Annotated in this window: 14 protein-coding genes; 5 read left to right on the top strand and 9 right to left on the bottom strand. The window is 64.7% G+C overall.

Translation table 11 applies throughout. The annotated features are described in order from the left end of the window. Positions 1–215 precede the first annotated feature (215 nt). The 6 genes from ACFE7F_RS13960 to ACFE7F_RS13935 all read right to left on the bottom strand — a co-directional run bounded on the left by ACFE7F_RS13960 (position 216) and on the right by ACFE7F_RS13935 (position 7,377). Positions 216–1,382, bottom strand: coding sequence for an alkaline phosphatase (locus ACFE7F_RS13960; RefSeq protein WP_375404460.1), 1,167 nt, complete (start codon positions 1,380–1,382; stop codon positions 216–218). Between the two features lie 26 nt (positions 1,383–1,408). Next, positions 1,409–2,434: a phytase gene (locus ACFE7F_RS13955; protein ID WP_375404459.1), complete on the bottom strand. Its 1,026-nt coding sequence runs from the start codon at positions 2,432–2,434 to the stop codon at positions 1,409–1,411. Then, positions 2,434–5,457: a TonB-dependent receptor gene (locus tag ACFE7F_RS13950; protein WP_375404458.1), complete on the bottom strand. Its 3,024-nt coding sequence runs from the start codon at positions 5,455–5,457 to the stop codon at positions 2,434–2,436. Before ACFE7F_RS13950 ends, ACFE7F_RS13955 begins: the two co-directional genes overlap by 1 nt. A 426-nt stretch (positions 5,458–5,883) precedes the next feature. Next, complete coding sequence (locus ACFE7F_RS13945; RefSeq protein ID WP_375404457.1) at positions 5,884–6,255, bottom strand: tRNA-binding protein; 372 nt, start codon at positions 6,253–6,255, stop codon at positions 5,884–5,886. 233 nt (positions 6,256–6,488) lie between these two features. After that, positions 6,489–6,989: an RES family NAD+ phosphorylase gene (locus ACFE7F_RS13940; protein WP_375404456.1), complete on the bottom strand. Its 501-nt coding sequence runs from the start codon at positions 6,987–6,989 to the stop codon at positions 6,489–6,491. Positions 6,990–7,008: 19 nt separating this feature from the next. Further along, the gene (locus ACFE7F_RS13935) at positions 7,009–7,377 is read right to left on the bottom strand and encodes an antitoxin Xre/MbcA/ParS toxin-binding domain-containing protein (protein ID WP_375404455.1); all 369 of its coding nucleotides are present in this window, start codon (positions 7,375–7,377) and stop codon (positions 7,009–7,011) included. Positions 7,378–7,562: 185 nt separating this feature from the next. On the opposite strand from ACFE7F_RS13935, the gene ACFE7F_RS13930 reads away from it, so the two are divergent. Both ACFE7F_RS13930 and ACFE7F_RS13925 read left to right on the top strand, forming a co-directional pair. Next, entirely contained in the window at positions 7,563–9,590 is a 2,028-nt protein-coding gene (locus ACFE7F_RS13930) for a conjugal transfer protein TraG (protein ID WP_375404454.1), read from the top strand. Positions 9,591–9,593: 3 nt separating this feature from the next. Then, positions 9,594–10,061 carry a CopG family transcriptional regulator gene (locus ACFE7F_RS13925; RefSeq protein ID WP_375404453.1) on the top strand — a complete coding sequence of 156 codons (468 nt, stop codon included), beginning with the start codon at positions 9,594–9,596 and terminating at the stop codon, positions 10,059–10,061. 32 nt (positions 10,062–10,093) lie between these two features. Here ACFE7F_RS13925 and ACFE7F_RS13920 read toward each other — a convergent pair whose 3' ends face one another. The 3 genes from ACFE7F_RS13920 to ACFE7F_RS13910 all read right to left on the bottom strand — a co-directional run bounded on the left by ACFE7F_RS13920 (position 10,094) and on the right by ACFE7F_RS13910 (position 14,115). Further along, a complete protein-coding gene (locus tag ACFE7F_RS13920) occupies positions 10,094–12,376 on the bottom strand; it encodes a TonB-dependent receptor domain-containing protein (RefSeq protein WP_375404452.1) in 2,283 nt (760 codons plus the stop codon). A 463-nt stretch (positions 12,377–12,839) separates the two neighbouring features. Next, the gene (locus ACFE7F_RS13915) at positions 12,840–13,850 is read right to left on the bottom strand and encodes a hypothetical protein (RefSeq protein WP_375404451.1); all 1,011 of its coding nucleotides are present in this window, start codon (positions 13,848–13,850) and stop codon (positions 12,840–12,842) included. Between the two features lie 121 nt (positions 13,851–13,971). Further along, the gene (locus ACFE7F_RS13910) at positions 13,972–14,115 is read right to left on the bottom strand and encodes a hypothetical protein (protein WP_375404450.1); all 144 of its coding nucleotides are present in this window, start codon (positions 14,113–14,115) and stop codon (positions 13,972–13,974) included. A gap of 140 nt (positions 14,116–14,255) precedes the next feature. Here ACFE7F_RS13910 and ACFE7F_RS13905 point away from each other — a divergent pair, with 140 nt between their 5' ends. From ACFE7F_RS13905 to ACFE7F_RS13895, 3 genes are all read left to right on the top strand, one after another. Next, positions 14,256–14,978 carry a response regulator gene (locus ACFE7F_RS13905; protein ID WP_375404449.1) on the top strand — a complete coding sequence of 241 codons (723 nt, stop codon included), beginning with the start codon at positions 14,256–14,258 and terminating at the stop codon, positions 14,976–14,978. After that, the gene (locus ACFE7F_RS13900) at positions 14,975–16,363 is read left to right on the top strand and encodes a sensor histidine kinase (protein ID WP_375404448.1); all 1,389 of its coding nucleotides are present in this window, start codon (positions 14,975–14,977) and stop codon (positions 16,361–16,363) included. The genes ACFE7F_RS13905 and ACFE7F_RS13900 overlap by 4 nt, the downstream gene beginning before the upstream one ends. Before the next feature lie 60 nt (positions 16,364–16,423). Then, positions 16,424–17,181, top strand: a protein-coding gene (locus ACFE7F_RS13895; RefSeq protein WP_375404447.1) for an IS5 family transposase whose coding sequence is annotated in 2 segments (ribosomal slippage) — positions 16,424–16,745 and positions 16,745–17,181 — 759 coding nt in all. Because the reading frame shifts where the segments join, the coding sequence is not laid out codon by codon here. Positions 17,182–17,204 lie beyond the last annotated feature (23 nt).

The following is a 17,204-nucleotide window of genomic DNA, read 5'->3' as shown; positions in this document are numbered from 1 at the left end:
TTTCCGCAACCGCGCGCTGCAACCCCGTCCGTCGGCCCACGGGCTGCGGCGACCTCTCGGAAGGACTGAGGTGAAGGCCATGGCCCTGATCGCGGTGACTTTGTTTCGTGGATGAATCAAGATGAACGAACGGCAGATTTCGGGAGCGGGAAGGATCGACCAGAATGGCCGTTTGTGGGTCAACAGAACAGAACGCTGCCTGCGAACCGAATCGATTAGTCGCGGGTCCAGCCAACCGCGTTCATCAGCATGTCGAAAATGCGCGTGTTCGCAAAGAAGCCGTGGACCTGATCGGCACCGGGTCCCGATGCGGTGGTGACCACCTCTTCGCCGGTATGCCCGTCTTCAATGCTGATGAAGGGGTTGTTGGCGCTGGTCGTTCCCGGTCTGGCCGCAGCGGCCGCGAACTGCGCGGCGAGCGGCGTGCCGCGATCGCCGCCGCTCATGCGCAGGCCGAAACTGTGGTCAGCGGTGAACAGGATTAGCGTGTCTTCCCCCGCGACTGCGGCGATGCGGCGGATCATGTCGTCCATCTCGACGACGTGGCGCAGGCCAGCCTGCGGGTCGTCGGTGTGCATGTCCCATTCGACCATCAGGAAATAGCCCTTTGGATTGCGCGCGAGCTGCGCGATCGTCGCCTCGACGGCGGGCAGCGGTGCGAAGTCCGTGTCGCGGAGAACCGCAGTGCGTGGCGACCGGCTAACGATCGCCGGGTCGTCGCCGAAGCGGTAGCCTGCGCCAGCGAACGCCTGCTCCATCGTCGTCTGGCGCTTTGCGAAGGAGGCGACCGCGTCCCTGCGGCCCTTGCCGATCAGGATATCGACGCCGTTGCCGAAACGCGGTGCGAGCATCTGCGCAAAGATCGCGTCCTTGTCGCGGCGCGAGGCGGCGTGCGCGTAACAGGCGGCGGGGGTCGCGTCCCAGATCGCCATGTTGGTAACGATCCCGGTCGAAAGGCCGCGTTCTTCGGCATACTCCAGGAACGTCTTGACCGGCACGGGCGCGCCGCCCGCAGCGGCCGGTACCATCGAGACCACGCCGTTGTCGGTCTTGTGGCCCGTCATGATCGCGGTCATCCCGGCCGCGGAGTCGCTCACCCAGCGATTTCGCGACGATGTGTCCGACAGTCCGACATGCGGCATCGACTGGATGAACAGCGATTGCGGGCGATCATGCGCCATGATCCCCGCCGCGCTCAGCGTCGACAAACCGCCCGCGTCCCCGAGGAACACGATGACGTTGCGCGGTCGGGCAGGCGCGAGCGCGGCCGGGCGCGGCGTTTGCGCGGAAACGCCACCGGCAGCAGCCATCGACGCCGCCAGCACATATGCGATCGTCCGCAAGGATGATCGGCGCATCCGCTTTCCCCGGGTGATCGTCATAGAACCCATCCTTGTTCCGTGGTTGGTCAGCGGAGCCGTAACGCGCGACGCACCGCGCCCCAGCCGACATATTTGAAGTTCTGCGTCGCCGGCGCGTTGTCGTCGTCCTGCGCCACCAGCAACCCACCCGGATAGGCACCGCCGAAGTCGCCGAGCGCTAAATCGATGCCGTCGGTCTCGCTGGTCGCATCGACAGCGCCGCCGCTGATCCGGAAACGACCTGCATAGGTGACGCCGGGCAAGCGGTAGAGCGTGTAGGCGTTATCGCCCTGGCTCGAGGCGACGAGAAAGCCGCCGGTGCGGCCGGCCGGTGCCAGCGCCAGCCCTTCAGCATCGGCGACCAGCGTCGTCCCATCGACCCGCGCGATCGCGGTAGCGGTCGTCGCCGCACCGGGATCCGCGCCGAAGCGCCAGAGTCCGACATCCTCCTCGGCGACGTAGAGCAGACCCGTGCGGTCATCGACGACGCAGCCTTCGGATTGCGTCCCGAGCTTCATGGATCGTACGACACGCACCTGAGCGTTTGCACTTGATCGGTTGATCGCGATCTGGTCGATCCGACCATCCTTGAGCACCACGAACCCGAACAGAGCACGGTCGCGTGGGCGGGTCCACAGGCACATGCCGTAAGCCTCGCCCGTCCCGACCGGGAATCGACCGAGTGGGCGAAGCACGGCCGTGACCGGATCGAGATCGAACAGGGATACATGCGCCCGGGCGATGTCGGAACGGTCGCTCGCGACGACGGTGATGCGACCCCCGGTCTCGCGCAGGTCGACGTTGTTGAGCCGCGGCGCGGGCGTGTAGCTCAGCCGCCTGCCGGCGAGGTCGTAGACGTGAACGCCCGCCTGCTTGTCGGTCGCGACGACCAGGCTCCGGGCCGGCGCACGCCGGTTACGCCAGATTGCCGGGTCGTCGGCCGCGTCGTCGCTGCTGGCGACTGGATCGGTTTCGGCGGCCGCAGCTACGGTCGGCACGGCGTCGGGCGGAACTATGGCCGGCACCGATACACAGCCCGGCAGGAACAGCGCCGCCGCGATCGCCGTCCGCATCAGAAGGTGACCCGTACACCACCCGTGTATCGCCGGCCGAACCGTTCATGCTCGATCGTGAAACGGTTGCTGCCGACGAAACGGCGACCGGGGCCGTTCAGCAGGTTCGCGAAATCGCCATAGATCTCGATGTTTTGCGAAATGGCGTAGCGGACGCTGGCGTCGAGTTCGTCGTCCTGTGCCCAGTAGAAGTCGCCGCCGTCGATCCCGCGCACGACGCCGTTCACCGGGCCGAACGCGCCGATGCCGTCGATCCAGGGCGAGCGGTTCTGGTACGACACCCGCGCCGAGAAACCGTATTTCTCGTAATAGCCGATCAAGTTGTACACCGCGTCTGACGTACCCGGCAGGCGGATCCGGCGGCCGTCGGGTGTTTCGGAACGGCTTTTGTTCAAGGTGGTGTTGAGCTGGACGCCGAACCCGCCGACCCAGTCGGGCAGGCCCAGATCGGCCACAAAGGGTTCGAGCTGCTGCTGTATCGCGGCTTCCACGCCCAGAAGGTAGCCGTCACCGCCATTCGCGATCGTCGAATACACATATTGCGACCGGTCGACGCCGTTGCCGTTCAGGATGTCGCGGCCAAAGGTGCTGGTCGTGCTGAACAGCACGTCCTTCACATCCTTGTAGAAGATGCCGATCGACAGGAAGCCGCGCGGCATAGTGTAGTATTCGACATACAGGTCGACGCCGCGCGCCTTTTCCGGCGTGGCGTCGGGATTGCCGCCCGAGATGGTCAGGTTCGCGTCGTTGAACGACAGGTTGGGGCGGAGCTGATCGTAGTCGGGCCGCGCCGCACCGGTGTTGAAGGACAGACGCGCCTTCATTTGGTCGTTGACGTCCCAGTTCAGGTGCAAGCTGGGATAGACGAGTGTCTGATCGCTCCTCACCTCGACCGGGGTCACGACATTGGGAGTGACGCCGGTGTTGATGGCAAACGCGCGGCTGTCATTACGGATATGCTCTACCCGCGCGCCGCCGATGACGTTGCCCCAGCTCGTCGTCGCGGTCGCCATCGCGTAGGCGGAATAGACCTTTTCGGTCACATCGTAGAAATTGGCGGGGACAGCTGCGGTCGACGCCACGGTGAACGCGCGATCGACCAGGTCCAGGATCTTGTCGCGGCCGAAATACTGGAACGTATAGCCGAGCGGGATCTCGCCCTGGAAACCGTCCGGAATCGCGATCGCACCGAAATCGGTCGGGATGCCGGCCGCCGCGAACAGCGGCGCGCTCGCGATGTCGAGCAGGAGTTCGTTGGAGGTCTTGTTGCGATCGTCATAGCGCAGGCCGGCGGCGAACGTGACCGGCAGCGCGCCGAGATCGATCTCCCGCGCCACGTCGAGCTTGGCGGTATAGGCTTCGGTGACGTCGCGAGCGACGAGCGAGCGCAACCGTGCGAGCGGTGCGGGGAAGTCGGTGATCGCGGTCACGCTCGCGCCGCGGCTCAGCGTCCCGTTCGCCGCGCGCAGCGTCCGGAACAACGCCACCTTGGCCAGCTGCGGATCGGTAAAGTCATACCCGACCGTGATGCGGTTGGTCGCGTTCGCACCGTTGGTGCCGAACGCCGGGCTGTCATAATTGAGCTGCGCCGGCGCGTCGCGGTTGTCGATCGACTTGGTGTAGTTGCCGCGCCACGCGACCTTCCAGCCGTCGAACGCGTGATCGCCGCCGATCGTGTTGGTGAACACGGACTGCTTGTACGCGCGGACCAGGAAATTCGAATTGAGGTCGATGCCGTAGACGGTACCGAGCAGCGGCGTGTTGCCCGTGCAGACATCGCCGTAGCCGGTGGTGTTGGCACGCGGCGCCGGATTGACGCCGCACGCGGTCCGGTCCGCGGCGATCGCTGCCGGGGTCGTGCCGCTGGCCAGGCGGGCCTGCTGGTCGTCAAGGTCGAAGATGTAGTTGCTACGCTGCTCGTCATCCTGGAACGCCGAATAGATCGTCTCGAAAAACAGCTTGGAATTGCCATCGTTCGGTCGCCAGTCGAGCCGTGTCGACAGCGAATAGTTCTTGCGTACCAGTCGGTAGAGCTTGTTCTCGGTCTCGCGGCCGAAGGTACGATTCTCGAACCCCGGACGACGATCTTCCGCAACCGCCTCGAAATCGGTCTCGAAATTGTCAGTGACCATGCCGCGGCGGTACAAACTGGCGGAAGAGACGATGCCGAACTCGCCGATCCCCGTGTCCACGCGGTCGGAGACGACGAGCGAACCTTCATATTCGGTCTTGCTGCCCAGCTCGACATGACCGACGCCGGCCTTGGCCTGCGCCTTAAAACCGGGATAGTCGAAGGCCGACCGCGTGATGATGTCGACATTGCCTGCAATTGTCTCGCCGGTCATATCGGGGGTGACCGCTTTGCGGACGATGATCTGCGATGCGATCGCCGACGGGATCGAGTCGAAGCGCGCGTCGCGGCCCTCCGGGCTGACGATGTTGATGCCGTCGATCGACAAGGTCGTCCAATTGATCGGCGCGCCGCGCAGGTTGATGTAGCGCGCTTGACCCTGGTCGCGTTGCACCGCGACGCCGGGCAGACGGCTGACCGCCTGGGCGATGTTCTGGTCGGGCAAACGGCCAACGGCGTCGGATGCGACCACCGACACCAGCGAAGGGCTGGTACGCTGGATCTGAAGGGCTGCTGCCTCAGACTCAGCGATCGGGCGAGATCCGGTGACGACGATATCGCCGCCATCGGCGGTGCTGCCGGCGTCTGGCACGGCATCGAAGCGCACGTCGAGAGTCAGCGGCTTGGCGCCCACGACAATCGTCCGGCGCTGGTCCGGGAATCCCACGAAACGAATCACCACCTCATGCGTGCCCGCGGGCAAGTCCGACATCGTGAACCGTCCGGACCGGTCCGCCACCGTCGCGCGGTCAAGCGCGGGGATGGCGACCGACGCGCCGTCCAGATATTCACCGTTGCCCTGGGTCACCGTGCCGCTGACGCTGCCGGGTGCGTCGGTCGGGGCATTGCTGACCACGACAGGCATCTGCGCGGCGGCGATGCCGGTCATCATCGAAGCGTACCCGCATCCAGCGAGTAGCGCCTGCGCGAACCTACGGCCGCTGACGCGACGCGACTTTACATCAAACACGATCGATTCCCCCTGGCAGCAACCGCCTTTTCCGGCGTGTTCGCTCCAGCGGGGGTAGGTCGGAGGCGTGTCAGTCGGATGACGATCTAGTGAACATCAGGTTACACCTGCTGGACCACTTTTCTTCGATGCCGGTCTATTTGCGGAGCGCAGAAGGTGATTATGCCTGCTCACTCGTCTAGCAAAGTTACAAACCGCTTAGTTCCATTCACCTGAACGAACGGCAGACTTGGAGCAGGCGTAACATACCCGTGAACCGCCGCTGTTGGGTCTGAGAAACCACAAGCTTGCCGGGCAGGAACTACTCCGAAAGCGGTTTCCCGCCTATACCGACGCAGACGGCCACGGTCAGAAAAGCCGCCCACCGTCGGGGACGCGACGGTCGGGTGCGAACAGCACGACCGAGCCATCCTCGTCGGGGAAGCCCAGGGTAAGCACCTCGGACATGAACTTGCCGATCTGGCGGGGCGGAAAGTTGATGACGGCTGCTACCTGACGCCCGACGAGCACCTCGGGCGTATACTGCTCTGTGACCTGTGCGCTCGATCGTTTGGTGCCGATAGCTGGGCCGAAGTCGATCAGCAGCTTCAGGGTCGGCTTTCGAGCCTGCGGAAAGGGCTCGACGGAGACCACCGTGCCGATGCGGATATCAACCTTCAGGAAGTCGTCGAAGGAGGTCGGGTCAGCGGCCGGGGCAGCGAGGTCGTGGGTGAAATGCATGCCAGCCGGTTAGATGATGTGATCCGCCAGTCCTACCTCGATCGAAAAGCCAATCTCTGGCCTGCGGCTGAACTGTCCGTCTTGCACCACCCCTGCCGTTCAGCGGCCCGGACGAGAACCCTAAAGCCGGCGGCAGGATCGAGATGAACGAAGGCCCGGAATCGGAACGCGGCAAAGGTGCCCTAGATGTCGCATTGTGGGTCAACGCAGCCGCTGGAGTTCTATGAATATGTTCACGAGGTGAAAGGCGATGCCGGTACCTCGCCAAGCCGGTCCACGACCGCGACCCGGGCCTCGTTATCGCTCCAGCGCCACAGCACGATGTTCGTACCTGCCGGATGCTGCGCGGACTGGTAGGTCGCGCCGGCGTATCCGTCCTCGAACAGCTTGCCGGCGACACGTTGGCTCGGCGGATCGGTCACGCGCACCCATCGCCCGGCGAGATCGTCGGCGGTGACGCCGAGCGCATCGAGCGTCGCCGGAGCGGTCAGGTCGGCAACAGGGCCGGCGTCGACGTCGTAGCTGCACATGAGCCCAGGCCGATCGAACACATTCTGCGTGTATTCGGCATAGGCGGTGTGGGGATCGGCCGAGAGGTACAGCGCCTCCTGGCCGGGCGCGTTGAACCGTCCACCCTTCAGACTTGCGCCCAATCCGGAAAGCGGGTGGTGCGCGAAGCGTGGTGTCAGCACGCGAAACCAGCGGCCCCGGATACGGTGGTCACGTACTATCATCGAAGCCGGCCCGCCCGGCTTAGGCGTAGGCACCATTCTCGAGCGCGTCGAGATAGTCGAGCACGGCGTCCGCCTCGCCTTGCCGGACGAGATCGGCGGCGCGGGCATGGCCGAGTGCTGCGATCGGCTGATGGCGGAACCATACGACCGCCTTGTCCAGGCTGCCGCTCATGTCGGCGGCGCGCGACAGGATGGTCGCGATCGGGCCCAGCTTGCGCTGGATCTCCGGCGAGTCGGGATTGCGGGTCAAAGAGCTCCGATGGACGTTCGCCAGCTCGGCGACTTCGCTGGTCGTCGCGAGCAGCATCTCCGCCAGCCGCTTGGGGTCGATCGCGCCGCCGCGAACAGCGACGCGGCTTAGGACGGTATCAAGGAGCGCGGTTGCCATAGCAACCATATAGCGACGCTGAGTGTCGCTGTCATGTAGCTTGGGTCGATTTAGCGGATGACGTAGTCGATCGCCCTGCTCCTCAGCGCGCTTGCTTGCTTCACAACGGCCGTTCTCCATGAGCTTGCCCAGTCCGATGCTGCCGCGACGCTCCCGACCATTGTCGAGAGAGGCCGGAGATCGCTATGACCCCCACCAAGCTGCTGATCGGCCAGATCATCATCGTATTCGCGATCGTAGTCGCGGGCGTATGGTGCGCGACCCAGTGGGCCGCGGCGATGCTGGGCTATCAGGCGCAGCTCGGCTCGCCCTGGTTCCTCGCCTTCGACGTCCCTGTCTATCGCCCACACGCGCTGTTCGGCTGGTGGTACCATTACGAGGCGTACGCGCCGGAGGTGTTCGACAAGGCCGGAACACTTGCGGGCGCGAGCGGCTTCCTGGGCTGCGCCGCGGCGATCGGCGGCTCCTTGTGGCGTGCGCGGCAGGCGCGCAACGTCACGACATACGGGTCGGCACGCTGGGCCGACGTTCGCGAGGTCGAGCGCGCGGGGATGTTCCGCGATCGCGGCGTGTTCCTCGGATCGCTGGACGACCGCTACCTTCGTCACGACGGTCCCGAGCACGTGATGGTGTTCGCCCCGACCCGATCGGGGAAGGGCGTCGGCCTGGTTATCCCGACACTGCTCGGCTGGACCGGCTCGACTGTCGTCCACGACATCAAGGGCGAGAACTGGACGCTCAGCGCCGGCTGGCGTTCGCGCTTCTCGCATTGCCTGCTGTTCAACCCAACCGATCCGCGGTCGGCCCGCTACAACCCGCTCCTGGAGGTGCGCCGCGGCGAGTACGAGGTGCGCGACGTCCAGAACATCGCTGACATCCTCGTCGATCCCGAAGGCGCGCTGGAGCGCCGGAACCACTGGGAGAAGACCAGCCACTCGCTGCTCGTCGGCGCCATCCTCCACATCCTCTACGCCGAGGAGGAGAAGACGCTGGCGCGGGTCGCATCCTTCCTGTCCGACCCGCAGCGGCCGTTCACCGCCACGCTCCGCCGTATGATGACCACCAATCACCTGGGAACGCCGGACCAGCCGATCGTGCACCCCGTCGTCGCGTCCGCTGCGCGTGAGGTGCTGAATAAGTCGGACAACGAGCGCTCGGGCGTACTGTCGACCGCGATGAGCTTCCTCGGGCTCTACCGCGATCCGACGGTGGCGCTGGTCACGTCGCGCTGCGATTGGCGCATCGCCGACCTGGTCGAGGCCGAGCGGCCGCTGTCGCTCTACCTCGTGATCCCGCCTTCCGACATCAGCCGGACCAAGCCGCTCATCCGGCTCGTGCTCAACCAGATCGGTCGCCGACTCACGGAGAAGCTGGAGAGTGTGGGGGAGGGCGCTCGCAAGCATGAACTCCTTCTCATGCTCGACGAGTTCCCGGCGCTGGGCCGGCTCGACTTCTTCGAGACCGCGCTCGCCTTCATGGCCGGCTACGGCATCCGCGCCTTCCTGATCACCCAATCGCTTAATCAGGTCGAGCGCGCGTACGGCGACAACAACTCGATCCTCGACAACTGCCACGTCCGCGTGGCGTTCGCGACCAACGACGAGCGGACCGGCAAGCGCATCTCGGATGCGCTGGGCACCGCGACTGAGCAGCGGGCGATGCGCAACTATGCCGGCCACCGGCTGGCGCCCTGGCTGGCTCACGTGATGGTCAGCCGGCAGGAGACTGCGCGGCCGCTGCTCACGCCCGGTGAGGTCATGCAGCTGCCGCCGACCGACGAAGTGGTGCTGATCTCCGGCCTAGCCCCGATCCGGGCGAGGAAACTGCGCTACTATCAGGACGCAAACTTCAACACGCGTCTGTGCCCGCCTCCCGACTTGGCGACGGACCGCTACGCCGATCGACCTCAGGCGAGGTCGACCGACTGGGGCAGTATGGCACGGCGTCCCGACGCGCGTCTCGTGTCCGGCGAGGAGGAGGGGCGGCCGGAGGATGACGGCGGCCTTCAGCAGCAGCGGCATCCTGCGCTGCCGGAGCAGCCGATCGCGCCCTCCGAACCGCCGCGGCAGCTTGACCTCATCCCGGCCGACAATGAGGTCGACGACCCCGGCACCGACAAGCGGGCGATGGACCGTACCCGCCGGCTCGCCACTGTCGTGCGCGGGCACGCGATGAACGTCGGCTCCGACCAAGACCTGCTGCCAGGGCTCTGAGCGATGAAGGTGCGTCAGAACCTCTATCTCGATCGCGAGATCGCCGACGCGCTCGACGCGCTCGACGCGCTCGCGCGCAAGCCGGGCGGCAACAAGAGCCGGATCGTCAACGATGCGCTCGCGACGTGGTTGGCGAGGCGGGCGTCTAAGGAGATTGACGACCTGCTCAAGCCGAGACTCGACCGCATTTCACGCGACCTGTCGCTCGCCCGGCGCGACATCGACGTAGTGCTCGAAAGCGTAGCGCTATTCGTGCGCTACCAGCTTACGGTGACCGCTCCGTTGCCGGAGGCCGACGCGGCGGCGCTGGCAGTCGGCGGCGAGCGATTCCAGCGCTTCGTCGCGCAACTTGGCCGACAGATCGCGGCTGGCAAAAGAACTTTGGGACATGACACAACGGCCGGAGTGGCATGGCCGGAGACCGGTTCTGGTTATTCTGGACCGAACCAAGCTAGTGACACAGCACTCTGACGAACCGATGGTTTTAAGAGCTCTCTTGCAGGTCAGAAAATCTTTCGAAGGCTGAAATTGATAACGCGTCCGATCGGATTCAGGGAGGCGGCCTGGTAGTTGATCGGTGTCGCTCCTGCCGCGTCCCGCACTTCCGGACGCTCATTGAGAAGGTTGGCGACGCCGATGCTGATCCGCGTTCCCTTGATCCATGCGGGCGCTTGCGGCCCGCCGAAACGGTCGGCCAGATTAGCGAAGAGGTTGACGTTGATCGTACCATAGTCCGAGAAGCGCAGATCGTCGTCGGCGCCGTCCAAGCCTGCCACCCGGGTCCCGCTTTGCCAAACGGCCGACACGCGCACGCCGAGCCCGCGCTTTGACGCGCCTGCTTGGAACTCGACTTCGTGACGCGCCCTGCCTCCGCGCACGTCGATTGCGGAGCCGTCCAGGAGGTCGAGCGTGGGCGCCCCGTCACCTAGGCGGATTTCGTCCTTCAGCCGCACGGTGTAGAAGGCGCTGACGTAGAGGCGACTCGTCAGCGTCTCCACGCGCCTCATCTCCGCGCTGCCCGGCGCGACCTTGGTGAGGCTGCCCCCGGCTGGAATCCTCCTTTGGACGTCGGCATCCTGCGCGAAGCGGACGCGCACGTCGCGGAGTTCCGGTGCCACCTCGCCGAGAGGTCGCGCGAAGTTCAGGCCGAAGCGCAGCTGCTCCTGGTCGGAGCGCTCAAAGTTGGTCGGCCTCGCGTCGATCCGCAGCAGACGGTCGTCCGCGCCACGGACGAAGCGCTCAGGGAATGCCGCTTCCAGCTGGGGCGTCGCGACCGGAAAGGCCGCGATCGGATCGTCGATGCGCGTCCTGAGGTAATCGGCGGTGATTGTGAAGTCAGTCCTGGCGACGGGTCTGGCGGTCAGCCCGACGCTGACGACCCGGCGATCGTCGGAGCGGAGAGCAGGGTTGCCGCCGAACAACCGCGTGACTTCCACCGTCTCCCGTCCGCGGAAGTCGAAGGTCCGAACATTCGGCGTCACGATGGTGGGCCCGCCGAGCTGTTCGACCGTCGGTGCGCCTTCCTCGTGTGTCGCGGAGGCGACGACGTTGATCGAGGGGATCGGCGACCAGTTCAGGCCGTAGCCGTAGGTCCGCAGCGTTCCAAAGTCGGAAAGCTCCTCGAGTCGTAGGTTCGCGTTGAGCGAGAGACTACCCAGCCAAGCGATCCCGTCGTTGATCCTGCTGGCCAGCGGCACGTCGAGGCTCGCCTGGGCGGCACCGCGGTCGCGGGACAGCGCGAGCCTCCGCTCGACGCCGCCGACCAGCGAGCGGCTGCTAAAGTCGCGGAGATCGACGCCGCCCTGCACGCTCATCGACACGGGCCCGGCCGGCAGATCCAGCAGCTTGCCGACGAGGATCAAATCGGCTTCGGCGACGGCGTTGACGGAGCGGGCCTCGTTGCGCGCACCATTGAGGTCGCTCCCGTCGATTACCGTGTCGATGCGGGCGCGATCGTAGTTGCCCGTGAGGGTCCACTGCCAAGTTCCCGCCTGCCCGCCGAGCGTGGTTCCAATATGGCCAATATGGGTATCAGCGTCGCCGGACAGCGGCCCCGCGCCGCCGAGTCCGAGGAGGGTCCTGCTGCTGCTTTTGTCGAAGCTGCCGTTGAGCGTCGTCGAGATATCATCGATAAGGCTGCCGCTGACCGTGCCATTGAGCGCGATCCGCTCGGTCCGCGGTAGCAGCGTCCGGAAACGACCGACCTCAGTTAAGCCGTCGAGCTGGGTGAGATCGCGCTCGCTCTCCAGCAGGGCTCCCGATCGGCTGTACTCGCCATCGACGTTCACCCGCATGCTGCCCATGATACGGAGAAAGCTGGCCGCCGCGCCGGGCGTGTAGCGCCCGCCGTCAGTCGGCGCTGCGTAGGATAGTTGGCCGACCTCCGACGTGAACCGTGCGAAGAGTATGACGTTCACGACCTTCTGGTCCGCCGGATACCCGTAGCTCAGCGCCACCTCCTCGGGAAACACCTCCATGCGCTCGATCGCTTCGGTCGGGATCTTGGCGATCTCGGCCAGGCTGGACACGCGTCGTCCGTTCAGCAGCACGACGGGGCCGTTGTCCTCACGTCCTCGATCGCTGCTGACTTGCGGGCCGATCGTCTGAAGCAGCTCTTCGAGATTGTTGACCCCGAACGCCCTGATATCGAGAGGTTGGAAGGCCCGCTCCGCAGGTATTTCGCTCGTCACGGATCCCCGCGGGCGCTCCGCCGTGACGAGGATCTCGCCTCCGCTTTCGCCCGTCGGCGAACCGGCGCTTCCTAACCCGGAGGTCTCGCCCGGCATCGGCGGCAGATCCTTGGCGAACCGCTTCCGCAGTTGCCGCTGGACCTCCGGCGGCAGCGGCTTGCCGTCCGCGCCGCGAAACTCGAGCTCCGGCGTCCCCGGCTTCTTTGACGGCTCGGAGGCGTCTGCCTGCGGACTAGGGGCTGCACCCGCAGGTCGCGGCAGATCTTTCCCGAACCGCTCCCGCAACCGCTGCTGCATCTCCGGCGGTAGCGGCTTGCCGTCCGCGCCTCTGAACTCAACCCCTTGCGAAATTGGCTTCTCAGTTGATCGCGACTGCGCTGTAGGTGCCGTGGCGGGGCTCCGCGATGGCTTATCCTGGACGCCTACATCCGCACCGGTCGCCGTTCGTTCGGCATTGGTCGGATTGGTTGCTTCCTGGATGAGAGGCGATGCCGATGCCGCTCCCGCCAGGAGCCCCGAAATTATGCCCGCGAACGTGCGCACCGGTCGATACGCCATCTTAGTTGACGATCCTCGAAGCGGCGCACCCGGGCCCGCCCGCTCGCACCGATGCTCGTGCCCAGGTGGCGAACTGCGTTCCGAGCGGCTGGTCACCAACCGTCAAATCATCGGTCCAGCTCGGGTACCGTTCATTCGGCCGATCGGAGGCTGCCGTAGCCGATTGAGCGATGCGGCTAAGGATTCTCGGATCACCGGAGATCTCCGCGACGAACTCGGCGACGGCAGCTGACTGCGCGTAGAAGTCTTGGAGCGCGTGTTGCGGCACACCTAGCTGGTTTGCGCCGATCGTCATCATGGTCGGTGTTCCTTTCGCGGCAGCGCGGCGCTCGGCTATGAACTTCTGCATAGCTGGCGACGCGATCAACGGATGTCGTTGGACTATAAAGCGCTCGAGCGGGACGAGGCGGCCAGCGCAGACTTGCCTGCGAAAGTCGGCGCGCCTGCGGGCCTTCGCCTCCGGGGACTCGGCGGTCAGCGCCGCCGCTTCATCGAGCCAGTCCGGCGCATCGCCGCCGTATTGGGATGGCTTAGTGCTGGGGACCACGCCTGCGGTGAAGAACAGGTGGTTGAGCTCATGCTGCATCCCGGAATCGTTGTCGAAATGATGACCGCCCGGCCCCGCCTTCACCGCATCACCCGAGCCGAAGTAACGAGACATCCACGGCAGCGTCCAGCGCCTCTGCGCCTTAGGTATCGCCTTGGCGTACGAGACATATGGCAACTCGATGATCACGCCGCGACCGGGTGCCGTCCCGAAATTCCGTATGAAGCTTGCCACGGCGCTCTGCAGACGCTCGTCGGCCCAACGAGCCTTGCTCTCGTCGTCGGTGATTATCGTCCCGTGCCGAGTTTCGAACGCCAACGGACCATCGGGAGCCAACGCGCGCGCTTTGAGCTGGCTGTGTTGAGGGACGCTGTCGAACCCTCCCGACACCGAGATCATAGCAGCGGTCAGGATAACAGCCAGCGTGATCAAGATGGTCGATAGAAGGACGCGCTTGCTGATCATGGGCAGTCGCCCAGGGCTGTGCTGAGCATCCTACTCCCTTCTTCTTAGCCGCACGACCATCGCGCTTCTTGTTGGATAAGGGTAAGCGCGTCCCGTTTCCGGGACGCGCTTACGGCGAGGATCAGTAGTAGGTCTCTTCCGCGGTGATGATGACGGCGACCAGGTTCCCTTGGGAGTCGTAAACGGCGCTCGCCGGGCTGGTCGCACCGACGGACATCACGGTGGCGACGAAGGCCCTGGACACGAAACGACGAAGGTTCTTCATCTTCTCACTCCCTGTTGAAGGTCGCTCCTTGCGACAGGGAGAAGATGCCGAGACCGCGTTGCGAGCTGATTTCTGGAATGTTGCGGTCGGATCAAGCATGGTAGGAATCGGGAAATCTTCGTCGATGCGCGAGTGTGGGATTGCAGCAGCAGCATATGGAGGATGGTGCGGAGCTGTCGGTGGTCGTCGTTGACGACGACGAAGCCATTCTGGAGACCTTGTCGTCATACCTATCGAAACGCGGCTGTAAGGTATGGACGGCGCGGTCCGGCGCGGAGCTGGACGACCTTCTACGCAGGGCCGTGGTCGACGTCGTGGTGCTCGACCTGATGATGCCCGGCGAGGACGGCCTGTCGATCTGCCGCCGGCTGGCCGACAGCCACCATGTAATCATGTTGAGCGCGATGGGCGACGTTTCGGATCGCGTGATCGGGTTGGAGATGGGCGCCTCCGACTATCTCGCCAAGCCGTTCGACCCGCGGGAGCTGCTTGCCAGGATCAGATCGGCGGCCCGCCGGCCTGCGATTGTGAGGCAGCGGGTCAGGAAGCAGGTCTTCGCATTCGAAGGATGGCTTCTGGACGTGAACGAGGCAAGGCTGACCGACCCGGAAGGGGCCATAGTTCCGCTGAGCGGAGGGGAACTGCAGATGCTTCACGTCTTCGTGGACAGGGCGCAGCGCCTACTCACGCGGGAGGCCCTACTGGCCGGGACCCTCGGGCGCGACGCCGACGTCTTCGACAGAGCCATTGACGTGACAATCAGCCGTCTGCGGCGCAAGCTGAGCCGGGAAGGTCAATTCTCGCCAATCGAGACTGTCCGCGGGGAGGGATATCGGTTCAGGCCAGTGGTCAAGCGGCTTTGACGCGCCACCCGGTCCGGACGATCTTCGCCCAGGTCTTCGCTCTCGTGCTCGCCTGCGTCATTGTGCCCCTGACGCTCGGACTCGGGGTGCTGGCCCTAAGTCCGCCGCCTCCGCCACCGACGGTCAGCATAGCCACCTACGTCGATGCCTACAGGACGAAGTCGGACACGCGCCTTGCGCTGACGATCTCCAGCTCGCCGCCAAGCTTCTGGAGCGGCGGCAGGGGGCAGGCTGAGAACCTGATCGGTGCGAGTCTCGCAAGCGGCGTGGGGCTGAAGCGGTCGGACGTGAAGGTCGTAATCACGGCACCGTCAATGTATGGGCTCGTGCCGCGCTCTGGCGCGTCCGAGCGGGGGCAGATGACGATCATCGACGTTCCGGCGTCGTTGCGTATCACCCGCGCGGGTCCGGCCTTCGACATGAACCGCTATCTTCGAAGCGAAGAGGTGCGCATGCCGCCCTTCATTGCGGCCATCCGCGAGACCGACGGGCGGTTTCTTCAGCTGCAGCCTCGCGAACGCCCGCCGACGGCCTGGCAGCTTCGTCTCCTGACGATCTTCGGCCTGTCGCTCCTGCTGGTGGTGCCGCTCGCCTGGTTCGGAGCGCGCCGTTGGACGAACAGCATACGGCGTCTTGCCACGCGGGTTGATGGATTTGACAGTCAGGATGCTGGGCCTTCGGTCGTGAAGCCCGGCGACGCCGACGAGGTGAAGGCGCTTGAGCACGCGTTTGAGGCCCTGCATCGACGCGTCCGGGTTCAAATTAAGGAGCGGCTGCAGATGCTGATGGCCGTGGCGCATGATCTACGCACTCCACTCACCAGTATCCGCATTAGAAGCGAGGACGTGGAGCAAGACCTGCGTGCCGGCTTTAGAAAGGATATCGCGCGTCTTGAGCGGATGGTGGACGGGATACTCGCCTTCGCGCGGGCGCAGAACCCGAAGACGGGCGGAGGGGTGGTGGACTTACGCCAATTGGTCGCGGACTTAGTCGCGGAGGCGGTCGCCCGAGGGGATCATGTTACCCTCATTGCTCAGCCTGCTCTCGTGATGGGTGATGCAGTTGAGCTATCGCGAGTCATAGACAATTTACTGCAAAATGCTCGTCGATATGCAACAAATTCTTTAGTTAAGATCGAGAATTCGGGCGGAAATACAATCTTGTCTGTCATAGATGATGGACCAGGCGTTCCCGAGACACTAATATCGCGTCTGACGGAGCCTTTTTTCCGAGTTGAACGTTCTCGAAGTATTGATACGGGCGGAATAGGTCTTGGTCTTGCAACAGTTAAGGCAATAATCGAATCTCACGAAGGCCATTTAAAATTCCGAAACTCAAAAGAAGGGTTTACAGTAGAAATAGTATTACCGGCGCTTCAAAGTTAGAGTCAGGATCCAATGATGTGAGCGTCGCGATCTGGTTCGGGCTCCGCGAGGAGACTGGGCATGAGCGACCTGTACTGGCTGACGGACGAGCAGATCGAGCGTTTGCGGCCGTTCTTTCCCAAGAGCCACGGCAAGCCTCGGGTCGACGACCGACGGGTGCTGAGCGGCATCGTTTTCGTCAACCGGAACGGCCTGCGATGGCGTGATGCGCCCAGCGCCTACGGGCCACACAAGACGCTGTACAACCGATGGAAGCGCTGGGGCGAGCGAGGCGTGTTCGCGCGCATGATGGAGGAGCTGGCGGCCGCTGGTGCCGAGCCGAAGACCGTCATGATCGACGCGACCTACCTCAAGGCGCACCGCACGGCATCGAGCCTGCGGGTAAAAAGGGGGATCTCGGGCGGCTGATCGGCCGCACCAAAGGCGGCATGAACACCAAGCTCCACGCCCTCGCCGATGCGAACGGCCGCCCGTTGGGCTTCTTCATGACCGCCGGCCAGGTCAGCGACTATACCGGCGCAGCAGCCTTGCTGGACGACCTACCGAAGGCGCAATGGCTGCTCGGTGATCGCGGCTACGACGCTGACTGGTTCAGGTACGCTCTGCAGGCCAAGGGCATCCAGCCCTGCATCCCGGGCCGCAGGTCCCGGCTCGACCCCGTCAGCTACGACAAGCACCGCTACCGGCGTCGCAGCCGTATCGAGATCATGTTCGGACGCCTCAAGGACTGGCGGCGCGTCGCCACCCGCTACGACCGGTGCCCGACGGTCTTCTTCTCAGCCGTCGCCCTCGCTGCCACCGTCATCTTCTGGCTGTGATCAACGAGTCTTGACCCTAGCGC

The organism is uncultured Sphingomonas sp., from assembly GCF_964235535.1.
Classification (GTDB): domain Bacteria; phylum Pseudomonadota; class Alphaproteobacteria; order Sphingomonadales; family Sphingomonadaceae; genus Sphingomonas.
The sequence above is the reverse complement of the archived record's forward strand: the minus strand, read 5'-3'. Positions and strand labels throughout refer to the sequence as shown.